This window comes from Streptomyces sp. NPDC044106, assembly GCF_056433985.1.
The window spans coordinates 584,046-610,671 of the sequence record NZ_JBWKFZ010000001.1 but is presented as its reverse complement, the minus strand read 5'-3'; the positions used below and the strand labels follow the sequence as shown (position 1 = coordinate 610,671).

The window sequence follows — 26,626 nt, the reverse complement described above, 5'->3', positions numbered from 1 at the left end:
CGGCTACCCCGGACTCGGGTAACAGCCGCGACAGCACGGCCCATTCATCATCGGAGAGTTCATGACGGCGCACCACGGCAAACATGATCCATCACGCAAGACGATCTTTGAAGACGCCCCCTAGGGCCCCGCTCCGGACTGGAGCGGGGCCCTAGGGGACGTACCAGGCGGAAGCCGGGTCAGAAGCGGCGCGTGATCAGCGCACGCTTCACTTCCTGGATCGCCTTCGTGACCTCGATGCCACGCGGGCACGCGTCCGTGCAGTTGAACGTCGTGCGGCAGCGCCACACGCCGTCCTTGTCGTTGAGGATCTCCAGGCGCTGCTCGCCCGCCTCGTCACGGCTGTCGAAGATGAAGCGGTGCGCGTTCACGATCGCGGCCGGGCCGAAGTACTGGCCGTCGTTCCAGAAGACCGGGCACGACGACGTGCAGGCGGCGCAGAGGATGCACTTCGTCGTGTCGTCGAAGCGCTCACGGTCCTCGGCGGACTGCAGGCGCTCGCGCGTCGGCTCGTTGCCCGAGGTGACCAGGAACGGCATGACGTCGCGGTAGGCCTGGAAGAACGGGTCCATGTCGACGACCAGGTCCTTCAGGACCGTCAGACCCTTGATCGGCTCGACCGTGATCGGCTTGGCCGGGTTGATGTCCTTGATCAGGGTCTTGCAGGCGAGACGGTTCTTGCCGTTGATCCGCATGGCGTCCGAGCCGCAGATGCCGTGCGCGCAGGAGCGACGGAACGTCAGCGTGCCGTCGATGTCCCACTTGACCTTGTGGAGGGCGTCGAGGACACGCTCCTTGGGGTCGATCTCCAGCTGGAAGTCTTCCCAGGTGGCGTCCGCCGAAACCTCGGGGTTGAAGCGGCGTACGCGCAGGGTGATCGTGATGTACGGGGAGTCGGCGAAGCCCGCCTCGGGCTTCGCGTCTTCCTTCTCGAGGGTCGGGGTAGCCATCAGTACTTACGCTCCATCGGCTGGTAGCGGGTCTGGACGACCGGCTTGTAGTCGAGACGGATCGTCTCCGTGCCGTCGTCGCCGACCTCGCGGTACGCCATGGTGTGGCGCATGAAGTTGACGTCGTCGCGGGTGGGGAAGTCCTCGCGGTAGTGACCGCCGCGCGACTCCTTGCGGGCGAGCGCGGACTGCGCCATGACCTCGGCCAGGTCGAGCAGGTTGCCCAGCTCGATGGCCTCCAGGAGGTCGGTGTTGAACCGCTTGCCCTTGTCCTGGATGGACACGTTCTTGTAGCGGGCACGGAGCTCGGCGATCTTCTCCACGGCCGTCTTGATCGTCTGCTCCGTGCGGAACACCATGACGTTGGCGTCCATGGTCTCCTGCAGCTCCCTGCGGAGCTCGGCGACCCGCTCGTTGCCCTTGGCGTCGCGCAGCTGCTCGACGAGGGAGACGACCAGTTCCTCCGGGTTCTCCGGAAGCTCGACGAAGTCGTTCTTCGCGGAGTACTCGGCGGCGGCGATGCCCGCGCGCTTGCCGAAGACGTTGATGTCCAGGAGGGAGTTGGTGCCGAGGCGGTTGGCGCCGTGCACCGAGACGCAGGCGACCTCGCCGGCCGCGTACAGGCCGGGGACGACCGTCGTGTTGTCCGCCAGGACCTCGCCCTCGACGTTCGTCGGGATGCCGCCCATGGCGTAGTGCGCGGTCGGCTGGATCGGGATCGGGTCCGTGTAGGGCTCGATGCCGAGGTACGTGCGCGCGAACTCGGTGATGTCCGGGAGCTTGGCGTCCAGCTGCTCCGGCGGCAGGTGCGTCAGGTCGAGGTAGACGTGGTCGCCCTCGGGACCGCAGCCGCGGCCCTCACGGATCTCCGTGTAGATGGAGCGGGACACGACGTCACGGGACGCGAGGTCCTTCATGACCGGCGCGTACTTCTCCATGAAGCGCTCGCCGTCCTTGTTGCGGAGGATGCCGCCCTCACCGCGGGCGCCCTCCGTGAGGAGGATGCCCATGCGCCAGATGCCGGTCGGGTGGAACTGGAAGAACTCCATGTCCTCCAGGGGGAGGCCCCGGCGGTAGCAGGCCGCCTGGCCGTCGCCCGTCAGCGTGTGCGCGTTGGACGTCACCTTGAAGAACTTGCCGGTGCCGCCGGACGCGTAGATCACGGCCTTGGCCTGGAAGATGTGGATCTCGCCGGTGGCCAGCTCGTACGCGACGACGCCCGCGCTCTTCTTCACCCCGGTCGCGGGGTCCTCGACGATGATCTGGTCGAGGACGTAGAACTCGTTGAAGAACTCCACACCCTCCTTGACGCAGTTCTGGTAGAGGGTCTGGAGGATCATGTGGCCGGTGCGGTCGGCCGCGTAGCAGGACCGGCGCACGGCGGCCTCGCCGTGGTTACGGGTGTGTCCGCCGAAGCGACGCTGGTCGATGGTGCCGTCCGGGGTGCGGTTGAACGGCAGGCCCATCTTCTCCAGGTCGAGGACCGCGTCGATGGCCTCCTTCGCCAGGATCTCGGCGGCGTCCTGGTCGACCAGGTAGTCGCCGCCCTTGATCGTGTCGAAGGTGTGCCACTCCCAGTTGTCCTCCTCCACGTTGGCGAGCGCGGCGGCCATGCCGCCCTGCGCTGCGCCCGTGTGGGAGCGGGTGGGGTACAGCTTCGTCAGCACGGCGGTGCGGCTGCGCTTCGTCGCCTCGATGGCGGCGCGCATGCCGGCGCCGCCCGCGCCGACGATGACGGTGTCGTACTTGTGAATCTTCACGGAAGTCGCCTCGGCTTTAGCGGATGTTCGGGTCGAAGGTGAAGATCACCAGCGTGCCCAGAAGGATGGTGAACACCGTGGCGGTGTACAGCAGGCCCTTGAGCCACAGACGCGTGTTCGGGCGCTCCGCGTAGTCGTTGATGACCGTGCGCAGGCCGTTGGCGCCGTGCAGCATCGCGAGCCACAGCATCAGCAGGTCCCAGACCTGCCAGAACGGCGAGGCCCAGCGACCGGCGACGAACGCGAAGCCGATCTTCGAGACACCGCCGTCGAGCACCAGCTGGATCAGCAGGTGGCCGAGGACGAGGACGACCAGGACGACACCGGACAGGCGCATGAAGAGCCATGCGGCCATCTCGAAGTTGCCGCGGGTCGAGCGCGGGGTCTTGGAGGTGCGCTTGCGGGGCGCCTCGATGACCGGGGCCGGGTGGTCGGAGTCGTAGAGCGAGGCGCCCTCGACGGGGCCGACTCCGGACGTTCCGGACTTCTCAAGCGTGGTGTCAGCAGACATGTCTGGCGTCAGCTCCCGAAGAGTTCGCGGACGGCGTGGCCGAGGACGGGGTAGAGCGCCCCGACCATCAGGACGACCCAGATACCGACGACGGTCCAGAGCATCTGCTTCTGGTAGCGGGGACCCTTCGACCAGAAGTCGACGGCGATGACGCGCAGGCCGTTGAGTGCGTGGAAGAGGATGGCGGCGACCAGGCCGTACTCGAGGAGTCCGACGATGGGCGTCTTGTAGGTACTGACGACATCGTCGTACGCCTCGGGGGAGACGCGGACGAGAGCGGTGTCGAGCACATGCACGAACAGGAAGAAGAAGATGAGGACGCCGGTGACTCGATGAGCCACCCATGACCACATTCCTTCCCGGCCGCGGTACAGCGTTCCAGCCGGCACGGAAGTTCCTCCGGGAGCGGGGGTTGGGGCCGGCCGCCAGTCTTCTTGTCAAAGAAAGAGCAGCTCTGTCGGACGAGCCCGGCCGGGTACGGTCCACCGGCCGCTCGTCATCGTATCGACGAGTTGTCGGTGGGCCTGCCCCGGGTCCACAGGTGTGATCAAACAGGCAATCAAACAGGCACGTACGGGCTATCGGGGCGTGCGGGCGGGCGGCTCGCCCCGGTGGCCTGTCCGAGGGCCGCTCCCGCGGCGTGTTCCGCGTCCTGGCCCAGGGCGAGCCTGGTCAGCCTGGACCGGGCGAGCCGCCTCAGTTCGTCGGCCGCGACGGCGCGCTCGTCCTCCGGATCGTTGCCGAGGCGTGACCGGATGCCGGAGAGGAGATGGTCGAGCGCCTCGCCCGGCGCCACGTCGTCGAGGCAGATCACGAAGGAGTGCCCGAAGCGGCTCTCGTACGCGGCGTGGGCGGCGCGCAGGGCGGTGTGGGCGGCGGCGCGGGTGGCGGGGGCGGCGACCTGGTACGGGATCTCGGGATCAAGCGGTTCGCAGGCCAGGGCCTCGGCGAGGTCACCGGGCGTCAGGTCGTACGCCGCCTCGTCGGACGCGGCGAGCAGCGCGTCGAGGTCGGGGTAGGGCCGGTGGGCGGTGACGCGGCGGGCCCAGCGCAGGCTGCCGCAGCAGCTGAGCAGGGCGGCTTCGGCCGCGCCCGGCGTGGCGGCGTTCAACTGGTGCGGCGCGGGGGTGGCGCGACCGGCGGGACCGGTGGGGCCGGTGGGACCGGCGAGACGGGGTGAACGGTGCGGGGGCAGCGTGCGCTCCTGGACAGGGGGCGGCAAGGAGGGGGCCATGCGGGTGTGGGGGTGGTGCAACGCTATCGAGACGTGCGGTCAGCTGTCCGATGGATGAGCGAATTTCACTCGAATGGGAGAGTTTCGACGTGTTCTGTGGACGAGCCGCCTGGGGGAGGGCGTCGTAGCGTGGCGGTATGGCTCTGATATTGGCTCCGATATCGACGTCAGTGACAGCTCTCACGGTGACGAGGGGTGACCGGTGAGGCGCGGGCCGGTGGTCGCCGCGAGCGGCGTCGCCGTCGCCGGGGCCGCGGTCCTTGCCGTGGGCCTCTGGCCCGGCGGCTCGGACGGCGGGGGAAGCGCGCGCGTGTCGCCGTCGCGGGAGGAGTCCGCCGCCGCGTCCCCGGCGAGTCCCACCAACGGCTACGCGCTCTCCAAGGCCCCTGCCACCATCCCCGCCGTGCGCGAGCACACCGCCGCCCGCGGCCCAGGCTGGCGGCCCGCCGAGGGAAAGGGCCGCGTGGTCGTCCGTGACGACGGCCTCGCGGACGAGGCGCGGCTGCTCGCCGGCGAGCTGAAGCTGTCGTACGGGGGAGACGCGAAACCCCGCGAGGGCGACGTGGAGCTGGCGCTCGGCAAGGACAAGAACAGCGAGGACAAGAACAGCAAGGACAAGAACAGCAAGGACAAGAACAGCGAGGGCAAGAGCCGCGAGGGCAAGAGCAGCAAGGCGAAGAGCGGCGGCGACGAGTCGTACACGCTGACCGTGAAGGAGCGGCGCGTGCGGATATCCGCGCCCACCGAGGCCGGTGTCTTCTACGGGACCCGCACCCTCAAGCAGGAGGTGAGCGGCGGCAGGGCCGCTCCCGAGGGCGAGGTGCGGGACCGCCCGGCCAAACCGCAGCGCGGCTTCATGATCGACACAGCGCGCAAGCACTTCGACGTGAAGTGGATCGAGGACCGCATACGCGAGCTCGGCGACCTCAAGTACAACCAGCTCGGCCTGCACTTCTCCGACGACCAGGCGTTCCGCATCGCGTCGGACTCGCACCCCGAGATCGTCTCCTCCGACCACCTCACCAAGGACCAGGTCCGCCACCTGGTGAAGCTGGCCGAGAGCAGGCACATCACGGTCGTGCCCGAGATCGACTCACCCGGCCACCTCGGCGCCGTCATCAAGCAGCACCCCTCGCTCCAGCTCCGCACCGCCCGCGGCACCGCCACGCGCGGAGCCGTCGACATCTCCGAACCGGAGGCGGGGAAGATCGTCGACGACCTGCTCAAGGAGTACGCCGAGTTGTTCCCCGGCGCGTACTGGCACCTCGGCGCCGACGAATACCAGGCCCTGACCGTCAAGGACCCCGAGTCCACCTATCCGCAACTGGCCGCCGCCGCCCGCAAGCGCTACGGCCCCGACGGCCGCGTCCAGGACCTGGCGACGGGCTGGCTCAACGACCGTGCCGACACCGTGCGCCCGCACAAGAAGAAGCTGAAGGCGTGGAACGACGGGTTCTTCCGGGGTGGGACCGCCGAGGCCGCCGACGACCTGGAGGTCGCCTACTGGACGGGCAAGGAGATCGGCGCGCGTGAGCCCGTCGAGTATCTGAAGGCGGGCCGCAGGCTCACCAACTACAACGACGAGTACCTCTACTACGTCCTCGGCCAGCCCAACGACTTCCGCTATCCGACCGGGCAGCGGATATACGAGAGCTGGACCCCGCTGGTCGTCCGCGGCACGAGGCCGGTGGACGCGCGGTACGACGACCAGATCCTCGGCGGCACGTTCGCGGTCTGGGGCGACCTCGCGGGCGCGCAGACCCAGGAGCAGGTGGCGAAGGGCATACGCATGCCGCTGCGGGCCACCGCCCAGAAGCTCTGGGACCCCAGAAAGCCGACGCTGGCCTGGAACGACTTCGTGAAACTCGCTGATACCGTCCGGTAGCCGCTGTCCGGCGCCCTGGGGAGGGACGCGGGCGGCTCCATTCGCTCGTGAACCACCCGTGGGGGGTCGCTCGACCATGCTGTCCCAAGAACACCCGGACCATCCAGACCATCTGGACCAGCCACACCTCTTGAACCATCCGCACCACCCGCCGCAGCAGTACGCCCCCGCCGCGCGCCCCGCCTGGCTGCGCTCGCCGGTCGGCCTCAGCCGGGCGGTCATGGCGCTGCTCGGGGTCGTCATCGCCGCCGACCTGTACTCGCTGTGGGCGGGCACCGTCATGCGGAACGTGATGGCGGACCTGCTCGCGGGGGAGTTCGGGGCGGGTGTGGCGCGGGACGCCGAGCACGCCGACACGCTGTACGCGGTCTCCGGCTTCCTGCAGACCGGGGCGCTGATCGCGACCTGCGCCGTGTTCCTCGTCTGGTTCCACCGGGTGCGGGTGAACGCCGAGGTGTTCGAGCCGCACATCCACCGCAAGACGCGCGGCTGGACCGTGGGGTCCTGGTTCGTGCCCGTCCTGAATTTCTGGTTCCCGCGGCGGATCGCCGTCGACATCTGGGACGCGAGCGGCGACCGTTCGGTGGCTCTGGACCGCACGACGACCCTCGACCCGTCGGCGGGCGGCGCTCCGCACCGGCTCGTGAACGCCTGGTGGACGCTGTGGGTGGCGAACCTCCTCGCCGGGCGGTGGTCCACCCAGTCGTACTGGCGGGCGGAGGAGCCCGACGAGATCAAGGCGGCCGTCGGGAACCTGATGTTCTCCGACGCGCTCGACATCGCGGCGGCCGTCCTCGCCATCCTCTTCGTGCACCGCCTCACGGGCATGCAGGACCGCAAGGCCAGGTCGGGACCGCCGCGGCCGCAGCCGCTGCCGGTGGTGCCGGGGCCGCTCGCCGCGCCGTGACGCGGGCTTCCGGATTTCGGCTTCCGGGGTGGCCAACCTGCGGACATCTGTGGTGTATTCGGCCTCGGAGCCCGGTACGGGCATGACGCGGGACGAGCACTACGGGGGGTGCGCGGCATGGGTTACTGGGGGTACTACGTCGTCGGCAGGAGCGAGCGGCCGCTCGCGGAGCTCGCGGCGGTGGCCGCGGTACGGGACGAGCTGACGCTCCTCGACCGGCGGCCCGACGGCTGGCAGGTGTGGGAGGTGCCGGGCGGCGACGGCACGCGGGACGTCGGGAACATGAACACGCTGGCCATGGAGACGGGCGCACCCGCGCTCTTCGGCTATGTGATGGCCAGCGACTGCGTGGTCGTCGAGGCGGCCGCTCCCGAGAGCGGGGCGTGGACCACCTGTCTGGCGCGGAGCGCGATGGCCGGATATCTCGGCGACGCCGAACTGACCGTGGAGGACTACTTCCTCGAACCGCGCGACGCCGCGCAGCGGGCGGTGGCCTGGGCGGCGGAGTCGGGCAGGACGGTGCCGGCGGGGCCGTTGCTGGACGTGCTGAACGCGGCTGCCCAGCCCTCGGCGGAGGAGCTCTTCTTCCGCTTCCTCGACCGCCTCGGCGTGGTCCGCCAGTGACGTTCCCGGGCCGGTGCACGCAGTAAGAGCATGTGTCATATCAGGCGTGGGGGAGTGCGTGCCAGGCGGCGGCCACCCGACCGGGGATATGACACAGGCTCTAAGGGGCAGTGCAGGGTCCGGGACGGGAGACGTAGAGCATGAGCCTGGTGGAGCTGATCGCGCAGGCCGACGAGAGGGGCCTGGCGGCGAGTGGCCTCGCCTGCCTCGACCGGTGCGTTCCGGTGCTCGGCGGCGACGACGACCTGCTGCGCCCGCTGTGGACGAAGCTCGCGGAGGGCGGCGACTGGGGCGGGCCGCTGGCCGACGCGCGCTCGGCGCTGGGTAGGTCGGCGGGGCCGGGCCGAGCGGCCTTCGGGGCCTGTGACGAGGCGGCGGCGCTCGCCCGGCGGATGTTCGACGCCGTCCCCCAAGCGTATTCGGGGTCGGGGGTGCGGGAGTGGGCGGACGGCTGCTCCGTCGCCGCTCTCCAGGTCCACCGCCTCCTTGAGACCGCGCCGGACCGCGGGGCCCGCACGGTGGCGGCGCGCCGCGAGGGCCGCACGGACGGCATGACGCCGCTGGTCGCGTCCGAACTCCGGCGCCAGGTCCGGATCCTGGAACTGCTGTCCAACAAGGGCGCGGGCCCGGCGGGTGGCCTGCGGCAGGCGCTCGACGTCTCCATGGAAGGGCGACGGGTGCTGCGGGCGGTGGTGTCGCGGCGGGCGCGGGGACAGGGCTGACGGCGCCGGAGCGTGGTGAAGGATTTCCGCCAATACCGGGAGTGCCGTGGCGAGAAGCGAATGGTGGCTACGGTAGCCCGGGGCGAATATCGGCCCACTTGAATTCTGGTGGAGGTGGAGGAATTCAGCACCGCTCGCTTCCGGCCGGGTGCGGGACGTCGGCGGTGCCCGTGCAGGTGACGCGGTACGTCACCGGGGCCGTGGGTAGGGGGTGCCGCCGATCGGAATCGCCGCCGCCGAGAAGGGCGTACGCGACGAAGGCGGCGCAGATGCCGATGAGCGCCGTGCCGACGGCGACGACGCGGCGGTCCGAGATCTCACCGACGACCGTCGGGTCGTCGGGATCCTCCGGAACAACGGCTTCCCCTAATTCCGCGTACTCGACGCTTTCCCTGATGTCCGTCGCGTTTTCGTCCTTCATCCATCTCCCCCACCCCGGGCGCTCTGCAAATCCGCCCGGTTATACAACACCTCGGTCTCCGTTCGCCAGGACGAGAAGAAAACGGACCAAACGCTTGACGGCACGAGGAGCATTTTCGTATCGCGATGCCCGACGCGTGAGTCCCGCCCAGGGTTGTACCGCCTCTGTGGATCGGCCGGGTGAGAAGCGCCACGCCGGAAAGCCGTCATGACCGGGGAGCGGCTTGCGCTGAGTAGAACGAGGGCGCGTCGTGCGCTTTCCGGATCACCGGGGCGAAGGAGTGGCAGTCATGGACGGCGAGGGCAGACAGGCGGCTCGGGCGGGGGATATGCGGGGGCAGGCCCGGGAGTTTGTCGCGCGGGCCACTGCCCGCAATCGGCTGCCTCTTGACTTCTCCGTCGCCAGCCTGCGCGTCGTCGACTTCCTCATCGAGGGCCTGCGAAAGGGCGGCCGTGATGGGGTCGAGATCGCCGGGACGCTGTTCGGGCTCGGCGCCTACGTAGGTGAAGTCCTCGTCCGCCGCGCCGGCGCCGTCTGGATCGATTTCGATGCCGGACAGCGGGAATTCTTCGGGCAGACCGTCGGCGTCCGGATGCCGGACGGCCGGGTGTGGAATCCCCTCGGCAAGGTCGTCAATTGCCTTGAGCGCGGCGGAATGGGTGGCTCCGAAGGGTCCCTCCAGGCCTTTTACCTCACGCTGCCGGGACGGGCGCGGCGCGCGGCGTGAAAGAGCCGTCGGGCAGTTTTTGAGCCTTCTTTCGTTATGGGCGGCTGCGGCAGAGTGTGCCGGGCGCGGGGGCGGAGCGGGAAAACGCGGGGCGCGGCAGGACGCGGGCACGGTGGGCGGTGCCGACGGAGTGAAGAGGAGAGCGTGGCGCAGGGTGGGGAACATCGCCGTTCAGCGGCTCGTGACGAAGAGCTGACGCGGGCTCTGGGGGCCGCGCGGGAGGGGGACGAGGAGGCTTTCGCCTTTGTCTACCGGTGCGTGCACCCGGGAATTCTCGGCTTCCTGCGCGGACTCGTCCGCGACGACGCGGAAGACGTCGCGTCCGAGGCCTGGCTGCAGATCGTCCGGGATCTCGGCCGCTTCCGCGGCGGCGGCGCCGACTTCCGCCGCTGGGCCGCGGCGGTCGCGCGCCATCGCGCCATCGACCATCTGCGGCGGCTGGGCAGCAGGCCCCGGGCCACGCTGACCGAGCAGGACATACTCGACATCCCGGCCGTGGACGACACGGCGGGCCGCGCACTGGAGACGCTCTCGACGGAGCACGTCCTCGACCTGGTCGCCGACCTGCCGCCCGGCCAGGGCGAGGCGGTGCTGCTGCGGGTGGTCGTGGGCCTCGACGCGCCCGCCGTCGCGCGGGTGCTCGGCAAGCGGCCCGCGGCGGTGCGGTCGGCCACGTACCGCGGACTGCGCGGGCTGGCCCGGCAGTTGGCGGGCGGGGACGCCGCGCCGCCGGTGGCGCCGGGCGCCGCGGGCCTTTCGCGCCGCGCCCGCCTGCCCCCGTACCGGCAGCGTGCGGAACCCGGCGAGTCCTGCGTGGGGCGGCAGCTGTCCTGCGCCCCACGGTAGCGGCCCGGCACGGGCAAAGGACGGCTCCTCAAGTGCGTACGACGGCACTTCGGGCCGCGCGTCCCCGTCGTGTACGTCGACTGGGCCCTCACCGACTGCCGTGAGCAGGCCGAGCAGTGACCGGGGAGCCGCTCGGAAGTGACCGAGGTACTGCGCGAGATCGCGCTGCAGTACGGCGACTGGGGCGGCGACGGCGGCGGGATCGCCGGTGAACGGCGCCCGGAGCCCGCGCGCCGCCCCCTCGCCGGGGGAGCGGCGCGCGGGGTGGGGCTACGGCGTCAGCGTCTGCCCCAGGTGGGCGCCCGCCGGGGTGCCCAGGAGCGTACGTCCGTAGTAGACGCCGCTCGACCCGGGAATGCCCGAACTGCCGCTGTCCAGCTGGAGGATCGTGCCGTCGCCCGCGTCCTCGCCGTCGACGCCGATGGCGAGGTCCGCGCGGCCGAAGCCGGACAGGTCGGCCAGGGTCACCGAGGAGCCGAGGCGGTCGCCGGTCTCCGTGGAGCCGGGGACATCGGGCTCGTCCTGCGAGAAGGCCTTCGCGCCCGAGCCGGTGAGGCCGGCGGACGAGCCCTTCAGGAGGAGCGAGGTGCCCGCGTCCTTGCGGTTCTTGCCGGCGCGGGTGATGTCCTCGTCGGGGGCGCCCGTGACGACGTCCGCGTAGCCGTCGAGGTTGTAGTCGCCCGCCGCGACCGACCAGCCCATCGCGTCGCCCGCCTCGGCGGCGCCGGGCACGCCGGACGTCGCCTGGTGCACCGTCTTCATGCCGGTCGTCGTGAACCCCGTCGACGTGCCGGGGACCACCGTGACCTGGCCGCCCGCGTGGGCGCCCGACTCGGCGGTGTAGGGCTGGCCGATGACCAGGTCGTCGTAGCCGTTGCCGTTGACGTCGCCCACGGCGACGGACCGGCCGCCGGGGACGGAGAGCACGCCGACCCGGCTGAGCCCGGAGCGGCCGCCCCGGAACCAGGCGACCTTGCCCTTGCCCGCCTGGTCGCGGTAGGTGAGCGCCACGTCGCCGTAGCCGTCGCGGTTGAAGTCGCCGGACGCGGCGTCCGGGTACGCGATGGCGGTGTCGCCCGAGGTGAGGCTGCCGCCCGACTCGTGGTCCTCGTCGAGCCGCGCGGCCCACGAGCCGCCCGTGCCCGTCGCCGCCGCGAAGACATCCGCCTTGCCGTCGGCGTTGAAGTCACCGGAGGCGACCGCGGAGCCGAACCTGGCGCCCGGGTAGTGGAAGTCGTCCGAGAGCTGCATGTCCGTGCCGGACGTGAACTTCGGGCCGTACAGCATGGTGACCGCGCCGCGGTCGGCGTGGCCCGAGGTGTCGTCCTCGCCGGGGGCGCCGATCACGAGGTCCGCGTAGCCGTCGGCGTTCAGGTCGCCCCACGCCGTGGCCGCGCCCCAGTCGTCGCCCTTCTCCGAGTTGCCGGGGACGCCGGGGCTCGCCTGGGTGAGGGAGACGCGGGACGATCCCACGGGACCGCCGAGGCCGCCGGGTACCACGGTGACGCGGCCGCGGCTCGACGACGCCTTCGGGATGCCGGCGATCAGGTCGGTGATGCCGTCGCGGTTGTAGTCCGCCGTCGGGATCGCGGAGTTCTTGCCCGCGCTACCCGCGAAGCGGCGGATCTCGCCGAGCCCGGCGTACAGGTTCTTGCCGGGGCACAGGGTCGAGAAGCCGTCGCGGTGGCCGGAGACGGTGCGCAGCGAGGCCTGCTCGCCCTTCTTCCACACGCCGGTGTCGTCGGCCGCGGTCAGCGTGACCTTGCCGTTCGGGTCGCCGCCGTACTGGCCGAGCTTCCACGCCGTCACGCGCGCCACCGACTCCAGGGCGGCCCGGGTCGGCCTGCCCGCGGGCGTGTTCGTCGCCAGGTCGCCCTCGAAGTCACCGAGGACGGCGATGCCCGCCGAGTCGCCGTTGAAGCCGTAGGTGTGCGCGCCGCGCACGGGCAGGCCGATGCCGCCACCGCGGCCCTCGAATATCTGGCCGCACTTGTCCACGACGAAGTTGTAGCCGAGGTCGTTCCAGCCCTCGGTCCGCACGTGGTACGTCAGGAGGCCGCGGACCAGCGCCGCCGACTGGGCGCAGCTGTAGTCGTTCGTACCGGCCGTGTGGTGGACGAAGACCGCCTTGACCTTGTCGTTGTACTCCGGCGCGTCCTTGACCAGCGACTCGTCGGCGCCCCAGGCGGCCCGGCCGATCACCGGGGGCTGGGTGACCGTGGAGGGCGGGGGCGTGGGCCCGGTCGGGGCGGGGGTCTTGTCGGCGGGGGCGAAGGCCGCGGGGGACAGGGCCGTGCCGGTGCCGGTGGTGCCGGTGGTGCCGGTGGTGCCCGCGCTTGCCGTGCTTCCCGTGCTTTTCGCGCCGCCGTCGAGCGCCGGGTTGCGCGCCTCCTCGGCGGTCACGCCCGGGTCCACGAGGTTGACCTCAAGTTCCCCCGGCAGGGCGGTACTTGACGAGCCGACCTCGGCGACGACGCGGACCTCGACGCCGTCCGAAGGCCCGACCCAGAGCGGGTCGGACGCGGCACGCGGGCCCGCCTCCGCCTTCTCCGCGCGGTGCGGCTCCAGGTCCAGGGCGCGCCAGCCGGTCCAGGAGCCGGAACCGATGGCGCGCGTGCGGACCTGCGCGGAGCCGTCCAGCTCCACGGCGGCACCGCTCCACGAGACGCCGAGGAGCGAGAACTGCTCGGTCTCCGTGCGCGGCAGCGTCCGCTTCGTCGCATCACCGGCTTCGAGCGCCAGATCGTGCACGCTCGCCGGCCGCTCGGCGCGCGGGTCGGCGCCGCGCCCCTGCCCGTCGCCGGGACCGGCCATGGCGTACGTCGCCGCCCCCGCGCCGCCGAGGACGACGGCCCCGACCGTCAGCAACGCCCTGCGCCGCAGACTCAGCGGTCTGTACGCATGCGTGGTACGCGCCTTCTCACGTGGTTTGCGCGGACTCAAATACCCCACCCCTCAGCGAATTGCCGGTGAACTCAGCGAGTCCGTACGACTGATCGCCCTCGCAAAGGGTTGTAGCGGAGCGGGTGATTTGTCGCGTGACGTATCCCGCACGCCCCGGGCGTGACGCGCGGGCGGGCCGGTGCGCTGGGTCATGTGACAGTGGTGAAGTCGTGGGGTGAGTCGAGGTCAGGGGCGGGGTTGCGGGTGGGGAAGAACAGAAGAGGGATACGGGCCGCCGCGCTCTGCCTCGCGGTGGGCGCGCTCGCGTCCTGCGCCACGGAGCGGCAAGTGACGTACTCCGGCGGCACCCTCGAAGAGCTCGTGCCCGAGGACGAGAAGCGCGGCAGGGAGCTGGCCGTTGAGGGCATGCGGCTTCTCAAGGAGGCGGAGTCGGTGCGCATGGCCGTCGACATGACCAAGGCGGCGCGGACCCGGACCGGCGTGCTGCACATGGACCGCGACGGCAACTGCACGGGCACGTACGACATGGGCCCGATGGAGCGCGGCCGGCTCATCGTCGTCGCAGGGGACGCGGCCTACGCGCGCTACGCCGACGAGTCGCTCGACGCGATCGACGCGATGGCGGCGGGGCGGGACCCCGAGGCCGCGGCGCGCGTCCGGGAGCGGACGGCGCTCGCCCGCGGGAAGTACCTGAAGCTGCCCGAGGGCACCGGAAACGGCTCGGGGGCCGCGACTCCGACGACCAACTGCGACCTCGACAAACTCACCGAGACGATGCCCGGCACTCCGGAAGAGGGCGAGACCTTCAAGGCCCTCGACCCGATCCGGCGCTACGGCCAGGACGTCATTCCGCTCGCCGGTGAGTCGCACGGGCAGAAGATGACGCTGTACGTCGCCGCGGACGGCGAGCCGTACGTGGTCGGCGTCCGGCAGGTGGGCAACGGCGTGGCCATGCTCCTGCGGTTCTCGGAGTACGACGAACCGGTCCACGCGGTGGCCCCGCCCGTGGAACAGACGTTGGACATCTCGCGGTTCCTCCCCGAGGGAGGGGACGGCGGCTCGCTCTTCGAGGTGTGAGCGTGGGCCCGTGCCCCGGGTGAGCGTGACATTTCCGCCCCCGGCGACGCTGTCGACCGTGGAGGCACAGGCGCCGTGGCCCGTGCCCGCAGCGGCCGGATGGGAGCGGGTTGGGCCAGCGTGGGGGACCCCGTCGCACACAGCCGTACGACGAGGAGCTGGGCAGGGCCGTCGCGGCGGCCCAGAAGGGAGACGAGGCCGCCTTCGCGGTCGCGTACCGCCTGGTCCAGCCGGGGCTCGTCGGCTATCTGCGCGGCCTCGTCGGGACCGACGGCGAAGCGGCCGAGGACGTCGCCGCCGAGGCGTGGCTGGAGATCGCCAGGGACCTCGGGCGGTTCCACGGCGACGGGGCGGCTTCCGCGCCTGGACCGCGACGATCGCCCGGCACCGGGCCCTGGACCACCTGCGCCGCCGGCGGGCGCGGCCCCGCACCACCGCGCTGGAACAGGACGTCCTCGAACTCCCGGGCCCGCACAGCACCTCGTCGTCGGCCCTGGAGACCCTCTCGACCGAACGGGTCCTCGACCTCATCGCGACCCTGCCCCGCGACCAGGCGGAGGCCGTCCTGCTCCGCGTGGTCGTCGGCCTCGACGCCCCGGCGGCGGCACGGGTACTCGGCAAACGCCCCGGGGCGGTGCGGACGGCTGCGTACCGGGGACTGAGGAGGCTGGGGGAGCGGATGGGGGGCGATGGGAGGTGATGCGCGGTGGCGGTGGCGGTGGGGCGGGGGCTGGGCGAGCCGGGATGACTCCGGCCGGGCGACGGCCGTGCTTCAGCCGCTCCGACGGGGTGTCAGCCGGCCGCGGCGAACCGGGGGCGCGGTGGTTCGTCGGCTCGAAGCCGACGGCGCTCGGGTCGGGACAGGAGTGCCTTGGTGATGTCCTCCATGGGGCGCCGGCCGCGCGGTGGACGGCCGCGCCGGAGCCGACCAGGGCCGCCACCCCCCACAGGAGAGGCCCCGGCCGGCGCGCGGCACGAACCGCGTGCGGTCCGTATCTTCTTCAGCGCCGCGCGTGCGTTTTCTGTCACACCGCGTTCCGTCACGCACTAGTTGCAGTTTGTACAAACATGGACGCAGGGGTGCCCCAGCCCGTACCGTGCTGCTTCGCGCCGGGGCCGGGCGCAGATCTCCGAGTGGCAGGATTGAGAGAGTGCTGGGGGACGACGCGGAGCTGACCGCCGCGGTGCTTGCGGCACAGGACGGGGACGAGACCGCTTTCCGGACTGTGTACCGCGCTGTGCACCCGCGCCTGTTGGGTTACGTACGCACGCTGGTCGCCGACCCGGACGCGGAGGACGTCGCCTCCGAGGCCTGGCTGCAGATAGCGCGCGACCTGGAGCGGTTCAGCGGTGACGCGGACCGGTTCCGGGGCTGGGCGGCGCGCATAGCGCGCAACCGCGCCCTCGACCACATCCGCATGCGCGGCCGCCGCCCCGCGGTGGGCGGCGACGAGTCGGAGCTCACCGGCAAGCCGGGCGACGCGGACACCGCGGGGGAGGCGATGGAGTCCCTCGCCACCGGTGAGGCCCTCGCCCTGATAGCCCGGCTCCCGCAGGACCAGGCGGAGGCCGTCGTCCTCCGCGTCGTCGTCGGTCTCGACGCGAAGAGCGCCGCCCAGACCCTCGGCAAGCGTCCCGGAGCCGTCCGTACCGCGGCGCACCGCGGCCTGAAGCGCCTCGCCGAACTGCTCGGCTCGCAGGGCGCCGACCCCCATGAGGCGCTCGACGCCGTACCCCCGCAAAGAGAGCCGCGCGGCCGCGCGGTGACGTCCGCCGGTGTGACGCAATCGCGCACGCGGACGCAGAAGGACATGTGATGGCCGACGAGCAGCACAAGTGGCTGGACCGCGATGCGGCGGAGCGTTTGCTGCGCGGCGAGCCCCTCGAAGACGTCGACCCTCACGCCCGTGCGCAGGCCGACCGGCTCGCCGCGGCGCTCGCCGCGCTGGCCGCGCAGAACCGCTTCGCCGAAACGGGGGGCGGCGACGAGGACGGGGACGGGGACCGGAGCGGCACGGAAAGTCGCAGCGCTTCGGGGGAGGGCAGCCACCCTGAGAACGGCACCGGCACCGGCACCGACGCCGACGCCGGTCCCGCGCTCCCCGACATCGGTGCCGACGGCCTCGCCGGCCCGGCCCCCGCCGCGCTCCCAGGTGAACTCCCGGGCGAAGCCGCCGCGTTGGCCGCTTTCAGGGAGGCCCGCGCAGGGCTCCCGCCGAGCGGTGGCGGCAGGTCGCGGACCGCGCCGTACGCGACGGCCGCGCACGAGGCGGCCGCGAGCGAGACCGTGCGTCTGGGACGTGCGGGGAGCCGTCCCGCGCCCAGCCGCTGGGGCCGCCCCGTCCGCTTCGGGATCGCCGCGGCACTGGCCGGGTGCATGATCGGCGGGGTTGCCGTGGCCGCGGGGACGGGCGTGCTGCCCTCGCCGTTCGGCACGCACAGCGACCCCGGCCCCACCGTGTCCGCCTCGGCCGACACTGCCAGCTCAGAGGAACCGCAGGCTCCCCCGTCGGACGACGCCGGTGAGCCGTCCGAGGAGCTGTCCCCGGACGAGGGCGCGACACCGGGCGACGGGGCGACGCGGGAGCCCGCGTCCACCGCGTCGCCGGAGGCCGGGGCCGACGGCGAGGGCGAGAGCGACGCGGGCGACGACCCCACGGACCCTCCGGAGCAGCCGGACGGCGACAAGCCGGCGCACCGGGACGAGGCCAGGAACTGGTACCGCAAGGCGGTGGCCGCCTGCCGTGCCTACCGCAGCGGCGAGCTGCAGGGCGGCAAGCGCCGACGTCTCGAGGAGATCGCCAAGGGCCCGGCCCGTGTGGAGGCGTTCTGCGGCCGGGTGCTCGGCGGCTCGGGCGGCGGCGGCCAGCAGGGCGGCGGTCATCAGGGTGGTGGCGGACACCAGAACGGCGGCGGGAACGGCCACGGCGGCGGTCACGGTGACGGGGGCGGCGACGGCGGCGGGAAGGGCTCCGGCGGTGACGACGACGGCGGCCCGGGCGGTGACACCGGCGGTGTCCCCGGGCCTCCCATGTCCTCCCCGGCCGCCCCGGGTGCGACTCCCACGGCTTCGTACAGCGCGCTGCCGCACCTGCCGTGAGCGCCTGTCGTAAGCACCTCGCACAGCTCTGTCCGGCCGGGGTGTGACGTTTTCGGGAGCCGTGGCGCAGTAAGAAGTGAGCCGACTGGTCATCGGCCCACGCACGAGCCGGGGGTTCCCCCCGTACCTTCGGCTCCGTGCCCTCGGCGTGGGCGGGATACGTTCCCCCGATCCCGCCCACGCCGCTTTTCCCGGGACCGGTCCGGCCCGCTCACCCGTGGGTGACGACACCGGCTCTCACTTGTAGATGACGACGCGGTCGCCGTTGCGGACCTGGGCGAACAGGCTCGCGATCTTCTTCTCGTCCCGCACGTTCACACAGCCGTGCGAAGCGCCGCTGTAGCCCCTGGCCGCGAAGTCCGACGAGTAGTGCACGGCCTGGCCGCCGCTGAAGAACATGGCGTACGGCATGGCGGTGTCGTAGAGCGTCGAGACGTGGTGCCGTGACTTCCAGTAGACGCTGAAGACGCCCTCGCGGGTCGGCGTGTACTGCGAGCCGAACCGCACGTCCATCGTCGACACGGCCCTGCCGTCGATCATCCAGGTGAGCGTGCGGCTGCTCTTGGCGATGCACAGGACCCGGCCGGTCAGGCACCGCTTGTCCGGCGCGGCGGCCGGCCTGCCGCCGCCCGCGTACAGCTCCTGCCGCGTCGGTTCGCGCGTCATGTCCTGCAGCTTGCGCAGGGTCACGGTGTCCGTGGCGCCGGTGCGGGGCAGGCCGCGCTTGGCCTGGAAGCCCTTGACCGCGCCGGCGGTGAGGGGACCGTACGTCCCCGTGGGGGCCGCCTGGAACCAGCCGATCTGCCGCAGTCTGGCCTGCAGTTCCCGCACCTGTCCGCCGTGGTCGCCCTCCCGCATGAGCGTCATGGCGGGCGGCGGGGGCGGCGCGGCCTTCACGGCGGACGGCGTGTCGGGTGAGGTGCCGGGTGCGGTGTCGGTCCGCGCCGGGGCCCGCGTCGGCGGTGGGGACGGGGACGGGTGCGTCGGGGTCCGCGTCGGCGCCCGGGTGGCCGACACCCCCGCCCCGCGGTCCGCGCCTGACGGCCCGCCGTCCGTGTCGACCGCCACCGCCTTGCAGCCCGCCGCCAGGACCAGTACCGCCAAGGCCCCTGCCGATATCGCGCCCCTGTCCATCCTGCCCCTGCCCATCACGCCCCCGGTGCTCATGGACAACACTTCTTCTACTGTTTCCCGGTTTGCCGCGAGTGACGCGTCCGGGGCGCGGGCGCAAGCTGGAGACATGACACACGAGTCGGAGTCCGGACTGCCCATCGAACCCGTGTACGGCCCCGAGGACCTGGCGGGATGGGACCCGGCGGAGAAGCTCGGCGCCCCCGGCGCGTACCCCTTCACCCGCGGCGTCTACCCGACGATGTACACCGGCCGCCCCTGGACGATGCGCCAGTACGCCGGATTCGGTACCGCCGCCGAGTCCAACGCCCGCTACCGCCAGCTCATCGAGCACGGCACGACCGGCCTGTCCGTCGCCTTCGACCTGCCGACCCAGATGGGCCACGACTCCGACGCGCCGATCGCGAGCGGCGAGGTCGGCAAGGTGGGCGTCGCCGTGGACTCGCTCGACGACATGCGCGTCCTGTTCGGCGGGATCCCGCTGGACAAGGTCTCCACGTCGATGACGATCAACGCCCCCGCCGCGCTGCTGCTCCTCCTCTACCAACTGGTCGCCGAGGAGCAGGGCATCGCCGCCTCCAAGCTGACCGGCACGATCCAGAACGACGTGCTCAAGGAGTACATCGCGCGCGGCACGTACATCTTCCCGCCCCAGCCGTCGCTCCGGCTCGTCGCGGACACCTTCCGGTACTGCCGGGCCGAGATCCCTCGGTGGAACACCATCTCGATCTCCGGCTACCACATGGCGGAGGCGGGCGCCTCACCCGTGCAGGAGATCGCCTTCACGCTGGCCGACGGCATCGAGTACGTCCGTACGGCGGTCGCGGCCGGCATGGACGTGGACGACTTCGCGCCGCGCGTCTCCTTCTTCTTCGTGGCGCGTACGACGATCCTGGAGGAGGTCGCCAAGTTCCGTGCGGCCAGGCGCATCTGGGCCCGCGTGATGCGCGAGGAGTTCGGCGCGCGGAACCCGAAGTCCCTGATGCTGCGCTTCCACACGCAGACGGCGGGCGTTCAGCTCACCGCCCAGCAGCCCGAGGTGAATCTCGTCCGCGTCGCCGTCCAGGGCCTCGGCGCGGTGCTCGGTGGCACCCAGTCCCTGCACACCAACTCCTTCGACGAGGCGATCGCCCTGCCCACCGCCACGTCGGCCCGCCTGGCCCTGCGCACCCAGCAGGTCCTCGCGTACGAGACGGACGTGACCGCCACCGTGGACCCCTTCGCCGGGTCGTACGTCGTCGAGCGCATGACGGACGACGTGGAGGCGGCGGCCCTGGACCTGATGCGGCGCGTCGAGGACCTGGGCGGCGCGGTGCACGCCATCGAACAGGGCTTCCAGAAGGGCGAGATCGAACGCAACGCCTACCGCATCGCGCAGGAGACGGACAGCGGCGAACGGGTGGTGGTCGGCGTCAACCGCTACCGCCTCGACGAGGAGGAACCGTACGAACCGCTGCGCGTCGACCCCGCCATCGAGGCACAGCAGTCGGCCCGCCTCGCCCGGCTCCGCGAGGAACGCGACGCGACGGCGGTCCGCACCGCGCTCACCGCCCTCAAGGAGGCGGCGAAGGGAGAGGCCAACGTCCTCCCTCCCATGAAGGACGCGCTCCGGGCACGAACCACGGTGGGCGAGGTGTGCGACGCGTTGCGGGAGGTGTGGGGGGCGTACGTGCCGACGGATGCGTTCTGAGGGGGGCTTGGGGGTCTCGAACGGGTGATCCGGAGCGGAATGCCCGTGGGGGTGGTCACCCTCATGAAGAGGCCCCCGGAGGACGCCCGCGGGACGAGGGCGTCACGGTCCTGAAGGGCTATCTGGAGGTCGGCGAGGGCGCCCTGCACCACGACATCGGGGCCCTGCGCGACCGCGGCCTGGTCAGCGAGGACTCCACGGGTACCCTCGCTCTCACCACTGGGGCTGGGTGAGGCCGAGGCCGGCGAGGGTGGTGCGGATGTGGTGGACGACGGCCGCGCCCGCCGCCGAGCTCCAGTAGCCGACGGGCTGGCCGACGAGGTCCTCGTCGCTGTGTGAGTACGCGAAACTGGTCATGCACCGGAACCTAGAACCACAAGCGCGCTTGAGGTCAACACCCGCACCGCGCCAGGTACTCCATGAGCCCGTCCCGCGTGTCCGCCCCCGCCCAGCCCACGTATCCGTCCGGCCGGACCAGGAACAGCCCCTTCCCGTACGGCTCGTGAACGGGAACGCGGTGGACGCGGACCAACTCCGCGTCAAACGGCGGCAGTTCCGCGTCCGTACCCACCGCGAGAAGCGTGAAGTGCGGGCCCCGGAACGCGTCGAACAGCGTGCCAGTGCCGTCCGAGCCATCCGCGCCATCCCCGCCGCACGGGCCGTCCGGCGCCCGGTCGCCCGCCCGCACCTCGTCATCGGACAGGCCCGTGCGGGTCTCCACCGCCAGTGACGACGCGCGGTAGCCGATGCCGAGCTGCCGGGTGGCCGCGCCGCGCCTCGCCTCGCCTCGGTGGATGCGGGTGGACAGGCCCAGCATCTGCTCGGCGTTGGGCCGCCGCTCCTCCTCGTACGTGTCGAGCAGCGCCTCGGGCGCGCCGTGCCGCAGCACCGCGCCCAGCTTCCAGCCCAGGTTGTAGGCGTCCTGGACGCTGGTGTTCAGGCCCTGGCCGCCGGCGGGCGAGTGGACGTGCGCCGCGTCGCCCGCCAGGAAGACGCGGCCCTCGCGGAAGCGGTCCGCGAGCGCCGCGCGCGGCCGGAAGTCGGAGACCCAGCGGAGCTCCGTCACGTCGTCGGCGTCCAAGTGCGTGCGGGCGGCGACGAGTTCCCGTACGCCCCGGAGGGAGAGGTCGGGCGTGGTCCCGGCGGGGAACTGGGCGGTCAGCTGGAAGTCGTCCGTCCCGGGCAGCGGGCAGATCGCCGTGTACAGGCCGCTGTCGTCGGCGGCGGGGAACATGTGCCAGTTGTCGCGGTCGAGCGCGGGGATGCGGACGTCGGCCACCAGGATCGGATTCGGGTCGACGCTCTCGCCCGCCATCGTGATGCCGAGCGCCCGGCGGAGGGTGGAACGGCCGCCGTCCGCCGCCACCGCGTACGCCGCGCGCACCACCGCCCCCGTCGAGAGGCGGCCGGTGACCCCCTCGGCCGCGGCGCCCCGCGTCAGCTCCGTCACGGCCGCGCCGAACACGACGTCGCCGCCGAGCTCCCGCAGCCGCGCGAGGAGGATCTCCTGGGTGCGCCACTGGGGGAGCAGGCACGGCTCGACGTACGGGGCGGTCTCCGTCGGCTCCGGCGCGTCGAACATCCGGTACTCGCCCTGCCGCTCGCCGCCGCGCCACACCATCCCGACCGGCGGCGGGCCGCCCGCCGCGAGGACCGCGCCGACCACGCCGAGGTCGTCGAAGACCTCCATGGTGCGGGGCTGGAGGCCCTTGCCGCGTGAGCCGGGGAAGAGGGCGGGGGCCTGCTCGACGACGACGGTGTCGACGCCGCGCCGCACCAGGTCGCAGGCGAGGGCGAGCCCGGTGGGGCCCGCGCCCACGACGAGTACGCCGGTTTCCTTAACGTTGTTAAGTTCCATGCCCCGGAGGATGCGCTTAACGGTGTTAAGTTGTCAAGGTGGCTACGACGAAACTGGACCGCGCCGGCGTGGCGCGCACCGCGCTCGACCTCCTGAACGAGACCGGACTCGAAGGGCTCACCCTGCGCGCCATCGCGCAGCGCCTCGACGTCAAGGCACCCGCCCTGTACTGGCACTTCAAGGACAAGCAGGCGCTGCTCGACGAGATGGCCACCGAGATGATGCGGCGGATGGGCGAGGAGTTCCTGAGCGCGCCGGACCCCGACTGGCGCGTGGCGCTCACCGACGCGATGCGCGGCCTGCGCAGGCACCTGCTGCGCTACCGCGACGGCGCCAAGGTCTTCAGCGGCACGCGGTACACGGACCTGTCGTACGCGGCGCCCATGGAGGCCATGCTGCGCGCACTGGTCGATGCGGGGTTCGCGCCGGGCCCGGCCGCGCGCGCCTGGTTCACCGCCTACAGCTACACCATCGGCTACGTCATCGAGGAGCAGTTCACGGCCCCCGACCCGGCCCGCGGCGAGAGCGGTTACGACCTCGCCGCGCGCGCCGAGCGCCTCGCCGCGTACCCGCTGATCGCGGCGGCGGGCGAGGAGATGTTCGGCGCGCCCGACGAGGGGTTCGAGGCGGGGCTCGCGGTGGTGGTGGCGGGGGTGGGGGCGACGCTGGTCACTTGTGGGGAGTGAGGTCCCGGCTCAGTCCCTTGCGGATCAGCGGGGTCAGCCGCGCCTCCACGTACCGGTTCAGGAGCCACGCGAGGAGCAGCATCGCGGCGATGGTCAGGCCGAACGTCGCGTACGAGGGCAGCCCCAGGTGCCGGTGCAGCGCCTCCACGGTCACCCAGCCCAGGTGCTCGTGCACCAGGTAGAAGGGGTACGTCAGCGCGCCGGCCACCGTCAGCCAGCGCCAGTCGACCCGGTCCAGGTGGCCGAGTGCGATCAGGAGCACCGCCGCGAAACCCGCCGTCACCACCGCGATGATCACGGACGCCGAGCGGTAGGAGAAGAAGTCCGGGTTGGGTGCGTGCCACAGCTGGCCGACCGCGTAGTGCTGGCCGATCAGCCAGCTGACGCCCGTGATGCCCCACGCGGTGAGGTCGCGGCGGTCGCGGTGGAGGAGGTAGATGCCGACGCCGCCGATGAAGAACGGCGCGTACTCAGGCATCAGGACCACGTCGAGCAGCGGCTGGTCCGCGGCCTCCGCGACGGCCGCGGACAGCGTCCACACCGCGCAGAACAGCACGACGCGCGCGCGGGTGGCGCCCGGCAGGACCACACAGAGGGCGAACAGCGCGTAGAAGCGCAGCTCCGCCCAGAGCGTCCAGCAGACGCCGAGGACTCGGTCGGCGCCGAGCGGCTGTTGCAGCATGGTGAGGTTCACCAGCGTGTCGCTGGGTGAGACCGTCCTGTACGCGACGGCGGGCAGCGCGAAGACGGCCGCCACCAGGACGATCGCCACCCAGTAGGCGGGCAGCAGCCGGGACGCGCGGGACGCGAAGAACGAGCGCAGGGGCCTGCCCCAGCCGCTCATGCATATGACGAAGCCGCTGATCACGAAGAAGATCTGCACACCCAGGCAGCCGTACGCGAACCACTCACTGGCCGTCGGGAACTGCTCCCTGGGCGAGCTGCCCCAGGCCTGGGATATCTCGCCGTCGCGGCCGCCGTAGTGGTACGCGGCGACCATGAGCGCGGCGACCAGGCGCAGCCCGTCCAGGGCGCGGAGGCGGGGCCTGGCGCGGGCGGTCCTGGCGGCGGGGACCGCAGGGGGAGCGGACAGGGCGGAGGTCTCCACGCCGGTTCCGGCGACGGGGTCCGCGGCGGGTTCCGCTCCCGCGGACCGTATCGGGAGGGTGGTGTCGGAAGACGTCATCCGAGCGCGGTCCGCTTGAGCGAGCGCTGCACCGAACGCGCGCGGCGGGCGACGCGGCGGACCGCCGCGTTGCGCGGGATGAAGGCGAGCTGCGAGGGGAGGGCGCCGGGCAGCGCGAGCGCGGTGAGGCGGCGCCGCTTGAAGTAGCGCCAGGTCGCGGTGGTGAGGTTCCGCGCGAGGTAGCGCTCGGCGTCGGGGCGCAGCCGCGGGTATATCTGCGGCTGCATCGCGAAGCCGACCGCCTTGAGGAGGTTGGTCAACTCGCCGACGGTCAGGCCGGGTTCCCGCGCGGTGACCGCGGCGCGGTCGGTGAGCTCGGGCAGCAGCGCGTCGACGATGGTGACCGGTACGCGGTTGCTGTTCTGGTAGGGCGCGAGCCGTTCCAGGAGGAGGTCCGTGCCGGTGCGGGCGGCGGGCAGGCCGTACAGCGCGGACGCCGTGAGCAGCGCCGTGGAGAAGCAGCCGACGACGAGCGCGGGCCGCATCCGCCGGTAGAGCACCTCGGCGAGCACCGGCGTGTCGAGCACCGTCAGCTCGACACCGATCTCCCGCGCCTCCTTCTCCAGGGCGCGCGACCAGCGGGCCGGCGCCGTGGGATGGGGCTTGAACACCACCTGCGTGTGGCCCAGTTCGGCGGCGCCGCGCACCATGCGGATGTGCAGCTCCTCCTCTTCCTCGGCGGTGAGGATGGAGAGCGCGGAGAGGTACTGTCCGAGGACGAGGGCGGAGCCCTCGAGGCCGGGCAGGTCGCCCGCCGGGCCCGCGCCGTCGTCCCCCGACAGTTCTTCCAGTACGGCGACGAACGCGTCGGTCGGCACGATCTCCGGGGCGACCCCGAACTCGGTGAGGAGCAGCGGGGTGAGCCCGGGCACCAGGTCCAGGTGGAGCAGGCGCCGCACGCGGGTGCCGACCAGCGGGTCGATCTTGTTGCGGGTGGGGCCGTAGCTCATCAGGCCGTCGGCGTAGACGTCCACGGGGACGCCGGTGAAGATCTGCGCGAGGGCGAGCGCGGGGTTGACCTGGATGGACTCGACGGCGAGCTCGATCTCGTCGTCACCGAGGTCCCAGAGCAGCCGGATGTAGCGCTCCCACAGCACGACGTCGTCGCCGCGCGGGGCCCAGCCGCCCGGGTGGAAAGGGGCGATCGTCTCGTTCCAGGACCGCACGTCGTCGAACCGGCCGCGCAGCCGCGCGAACCCGGGCATCGTGTCGAGAGCGGGCGTAGTCTCGGGCGTCGCCGCGTTGTTGCTGACCAGGAGGATGCGCCGGTCCGCGGGGCCGAAGCGGCCGGCGTCCAGGGCGGCGGCGAGCGTCGCGACGCCGTACAGCGTGGACGCCATGAAGATCTGCGTCGTACGGGGCGTGGCCCGTGCGGGCGCCTGCGGGGTCGCCTCGGAGGGGGTCTCAGGGGTCGCCATCACGCGGCCACCTCCGCGGACGCCGGGCGCCGGCGCAGCCTGCGCAGCCGGGTCGCCCGCTGGACGTCCATGGAGTCGAGCGCGTCGTCGAGAACGCCCTGCGGCATCCGCTTCAGCGCGGCCGCACTCATTGACTTCAATTTCCGCGCCACGGATGGCTCGAACCTTTCGATGGATCCCAAATGGTGGGAGGTGATCGCGCAGTAGGTGCGTACGGCCTTCGGCAGGAGTTCGTCCGCGTCCCGGTCCGCCGCCGTTTCCCGTATCACCTGGTCGAATGCCTTGATGAAATCGAGCTGGCGCACATCGCCGATCTGCGTCAGCGACGAGGCGACACCGCGCCGGTAGAACACGCCGAGAAGGCCCACCGCCGCGAAGGATTCCGCCTCGCGGTGCAGCCGCCAGATCCACGGACGGTCCTCGGCGGTGCGCAGGCCGTCGGTGAAGTGCAGAAGTCCCCGGTCGGCGAGGCGGCGGTGGTAGATGCCCGCCCAGGCGTACGCGTAGTCGACGGACGTCGAGCGGTCGGCGGGCAGGATGACGTCGCGCGGATTCAGTACGACGCCGCGCCTGCCGTGCGGGACGCGGTGCACGCTACGGGCGCGCGCGGTGCACTGCACATGGTCGGTGCGCACGAAGTCACAGCCCAACTCCTCGATGGCGGCGACGAGTTGAGTGAAGTAGCCGGGGGCGAGCCAGTCGTCGCCGTCCAGGAAGGTGAGGTACTCGCCGCTCGCCGCGTCGAGGCCCGTGTTGCGGGCGGTCGCGAGGCCGCCGTTGATCTCGTGTCGGAGGTGGATGGCGCCGGGAAGCTCGCGCGCCGCACGCTCCAGGATGTCCGGAGTCTCGTCGCGCGAGCAGTCGTCGACGAGAATGAATTCGAAGTCGTCACGCGCGTTCGCACGCAGACTCCTCAAGGTGTCGGGCGCGTATTGCTGCACGTTGTAGAACGGCACGATGACGGAGAGCTTAACCACGTGGGTGACGCT

Annotated in this window: 24 protein-coding genes and 1 pseudogene; 12 read left to right on the top strand and 13 right to left on the bottom strand. The window is 71.9% G+C overall.

The genetic code is table 11. The features are described from left to right. Nucleotides 1-179: 179 nt before the first annotated feature. From AC07DI_RS02800 to AC07DI_RS02780, 5 genes are all read right to left on the bottom strand, one after another. The gene (locus AC07DI_RS02800) at nucleotides 180-950 is read right to left on the bottom strand and encodes a succinate dehydrogenase iron-sulfur subunit (RefSeq protein ID WP_384260670.1); all 771 of its coding nucleotides are present in this window, start codon (nucleotides 948-950) and stop codon (nucleotides 180-182) included. Continuing rightward, nucleotides 950-2,710, bottom strand: a complete 1,761-nt coding sequence (gene sdhA / locus AC07DI_RS02795) for a succinate dehydrogenase flavoprotein subunit (RefSeq protein WP_384260673.1) — start codon at nucleotides 2,708-2,710, stop codon at nucleotides 950-952. Before sdhA ends, AC07DI_RS02800 begins: the two co-directional genes overlap by 1 nt. A 16-nt stretch (nucleotides 2,711-2,726) precedes the next feature. Further along, nucleotides 2,727-3,221 (bottom strand): succinate dehydrogenase hydrophobic membrane anchor subunit, encoded by a 495-nt coding sequence (locus AC07DI_RS02790; protein ID WP_384260675.1) that lies wholly within the window; start codon nucleotides 3,219-3,221, stop codon nucleotides 2,727-2,729. Between the two features lie 8 nt (nucleotides 3,222-3,229). Beyond that, nucleotides 3,230-3,610, bottom strand: coding sequence for a succinate dehydrogenase, cytochrome b556 subunit (sdhC, locus tag AC07DI_RS02785; protein WP_384260678.1), 381 nt, complete (start codon nucleotides 3,608-3,610; stop codon nucleotides 3,230-3,232). A 170-nt stretch (nucleotides 3,611-3,780) separates the two neighbouring features. After that, on the bottom strand, nucleotides 3,781-4,455 hold the full coding sequence (locus AC07DI_RS02780) for a 2-oxo-4-hydroxy-4-carboxy-5-ureidoimidazoline decarboxylase (protein ID WP_478901700.1): 675 nt from the start codon (nucleotides 4,453-4,455) through the stop codon (nucleotides 3,781-3,783). Between the two features lie 202 nt (nucleotides 4,456-4,657). On the opposite strand from AC07DI_RS02780, the gene AC07DI_RS02775 reads away from it, so the two are divergent. From AC07DI_RS02775 to AC07DI_RS02760, 4 genes are all read left to right on the top strand, one after another. Continuing rightward, nucleotides 4,658-6,340: a beta-N-acetylhexosaminidase gene (locus tag AC07DI_RS02775; RefSeq protein ID WP_478901698.1), complete on the top strand. Its 1,683-nt coding sequence runs from the start codon at nucleotides 4,658-4,660 to the stop codon at nucleotides 6,338-6,340. A gap of 130 nt (nucleotides 6,341-6,470) precedes the next feature. Further along, a complete protein-coding gene (locus AC07DI_RS02770; protein ID WP_478901697.1) occupies nucleotides 6,471-7,247 on the top strand; it encodes a DUF4328 domain-containing protein in 777 nt (258 codons plus the stop codon). Between the two features lie 117 nt (nucleotides 7,248-7,364). Continuing rightward, nucleotides 7,365-7,871 (top strand): hypothetical protein, encoded by a 507-nt coding sequence (locus AC07DI_RS02765; protein WP_384260687.1) that lies wholly within the window; start codon nucleotides 7,365-7,367, stop codon nucleotides 7,869-7,871. A gap of 140 nt (nucleotides 7,872-8,011) precedes the next feature. Next, entirely contained in the window at nucleotides 8,012-8,593 is a 582-nt protein-coding gene (locus AC07DI_RS02760) for a hypothetical protein (RefSeq protein ID WP_478901696.1), read from the top strand. Between the two features lie 124 nt (nucleotides 8,594-8,717). Here the strand turns inward: AC07DI_RS02760 and AC07DI_RS02755 are convergent, their stop codons facing one another. Then, nucleotides 8,718-9,014 carry a hypothetical protein gene (locus AC07DI_RS02755; protein ID WP_478901694.1) on the bottom strand — a complete coding sequence of 99 codons (297 nt, stop codon included), beginning with the start codon at nucleotides 9,012-9,014 and terminating at the stop codon, nucleotides 8,718-8,720. Between the two features lie 289 nt (nucleotides 9,015-9,303). On the opposite strand from AC07DI_RS02755, the gene AC07DI_RS02750 reads away from it, so the two are divergent. Next, complete coding sequence (locus AC07DI_RS02750) at nucleotides 9,304-9,741, top strand: hypothetical protein (protein ID WP_478901692.1); 438 nt, start codon at nucleotides 9,304-9,306, stop codon at nucleotides 9,739-9,741. A gap of 144 nt (nucleotides 9,742-9,885) precedes the next feature. Continuing rightward, nucleotides 9,886-10,587, top strand: a complete 702-nt coding sequence (locus AC07DI_RS02745) for an RNA polymerase sigma factor (RefSeq protein WP_478901690.1) — start codon at nucleotides 9,886-9,888, stop codon at nucleotides 10,585-10,587. Between the two features lie 270 nt (nucleotides 10,588-10,857). On the opposite strand, the gene AC07DI_RS02740 is transcribed toward AC07DI_RS02745, so the two are convergent. After that, nucleotides 10,858-13,455, bottom strand: a complete 2,598-nt coding sequence (locus AC07DI_RS02740) for an FG-GAP-like repeat-containing protein (protein ID WP_478901689.1) — start codon at nucleotides 13,453-13,455, stop codon at nucleotides 10,858-10,860. 279 nt (nucleotides 13,456-13,734) lie between these two features. Between AC07DI_RS02740 and AC07DI_RS02735 the strand changes: the two genes are divergently transcribed. The 4 genes and pseudogenes from AC07DI_RS02735 (at nucleotide 13,735) to AC07DI_RS02720 (ending at nucleotide 17,668) form a co-directional block, all read left to right on the top strand. Continuing rightward, nucleotides 13,735-14,568, top strand: a complete 834-nt coding sequence (locus tag AC07DI_RS02735; protein WP_478901688.1) for a hypothetical protein — start codon at nucleotides 13,735-13,737, stop codon at nucleotides 14,566-14,568. A 110-nt stretch (nucleotides 14,569-14,678) separates the two neighbouring features. Further along, nucleotides 14,679-15,268: pseudogene (locus AC07DI_RS02730) on the top strand (RNA polymerase sigma factor). A gap of 451 nt (nucleotides 15,269-15,719) precedes the next feature. Then, the gene (locus tag AC07DI_RS02725) at nucleotides 15,720-16,385 is read left to right on the top strand and encodes an RNA polymerase sigma factor (RefSeq protein ID WP_384262487.1); all 666 of its coding nucleotides are present in this window, start codon (nucleotides 15,720-15,722) and stop codon (nucleotides 16,383-16,385) included. Beyond that, nucleotides 16,385-17,668, top strand: coding sequence for a hypothetical protein (locus AC07DI_RS02720; RefSeq protein WP_478901685.1), 1,284 nt, complete (start codon nucleotides 16,385-16,387; stop codon nucleotides 17,666-17,668). The genes AC07DI_RS02725 and AC07DI_RS02720 overlap by 1 nt, the downstream gene beginning before the upstream one ends. 237 nt (nucleotides 17,669-17,905) lie before the next feature. Here the strand turns inward: AC07DI_RS02720 and AC07DI_RS02715 are convergent, their stop codons facing one another. Further along, a complete protein-coding gene (locus AC07DI_RS02715; protein ID WP_478901683.1) occupies nucleotides 17,906-18,835 on the bottom strand; it encodes a L,D-transpeptidase family protein in 930 nt (309 codons plus the stop codon). 73 nt (nucleotides 18,836-18,908) lie between these two features. Between AC07DI_RS02715 and AC07DI_RS02710 the strand changes: the two genes are divergently transcribed. Next, the gene (locus tag AC07DI_RS02710) at nucleotides 18,909-20,489 is read left to right on the top strand and encodes an acyl-CoA mutase large subunit family protein (RefSeq protein ID WP_478901681.1); all 1,581 of its coding nucleotides are present in this window, start codon (nucleotides 18,909-18,911) and stop codon (nucleotides 20,487-20,489) included. 213 nt (nucleotides 20,490-20,702) lie between these two features. Here the strand turns inward: AC07DI_RS02710 and AC07DI_RS02705 are convergent, their stop codons facing one another. Next, nucleotides 20,703-20,846, bottom strand: coding sequence for a hypothetical protein (locus AC07DI_RS02705; protein ID WP_478901679.1), 144 nt, complete (start codon nucleotides 20,844-20,846; stop codon nucleotides 20,703-20,705). Nucleotides 20,847-20,880: 34 nt separating this feature from the next. Continuing rightward, nucleotides 20,881-22,347, bottom strand: coding sequence for an FAD-dependent monooxygenase (locus AC07DI_RS02700; RefSeq protein WP_478901677.1), 1,467 nt, complete (start codon nucleotides 22,345-22,347; stop codon nucleotides 20,881-20,883). A gap of 38 nt (nucleotides 22,348-22,385) precedes the next feature. On the opposite strand from AC07DI_RS02700, the gene AC07DI_RS02695 reads away from it, so the two are divergent. Then, nucleotides 22,386-23,033, top strand: coding sequence for a TetR/AcrR family transcriptional regulator C-terminal domain-containing protein (locus AC07DI_RS02695; RefSeq protein WP_478901675.1), 648 nt, complete (start codon nucleotides 22,386-22,388; stop codon nucleotides 23,031-23,033). Here the strand turns inward: AC07DI_RS02695 and AC07DI_RS02690 are convergent. The 3 genes from AC07DI_RS02690 to AC07DI_RS02680 form a co-directional block, all read right to left on the bottom strand. Then, the gene (locus AC07DI_RS02690) at nucleotides 23,017-24,219 is read right to left on the bottom strand and encodes an acyltransferase family protein (protein ID WP_478901673.1); all 1,203 of its coding nucleotides are present in this window, start codon (nucleotides 24,217-24,219) and stop codon (nucleotides 23,017-23,019) included. The two genes, AC07DI_RS02695 and AC07DI_RS02690, sit on opposite strands and share 17 nt — an antisense overlap. Then, complete coding sequence (locus tag AC07DI_RS02685) at nucleotides 24,216-25,559, bottom strand: polysialyltransferase family glycosyltransferase (RefSeq protein WP_478901735.1); 1,344 nt, start codon at nucleotides 25,557-25,559, stop codon at nucleotides 24,216-24,218. Before AC07DI_RS02685 ends, AC07DI_RS02690 begins: the two co-directional genes overlap by 4 nt. A 77-nt stretch (nucleotides 25,560-25,636) precedes the next feature. Further along, on the bottom strand, nucleotides 25,637-26,614 hold the full coding sequence (locus AC07DI_RS02680; protein ID WP_478901671.1) for a glycosyltransferase family 2 protein: 978 nt from the start codon (nucleotides 26,612-26,614) through the stop codon (nucleotides 25,637-25,639). Nucleotides 26,615-26,626 lie beyond the last annotated feature (12 nt).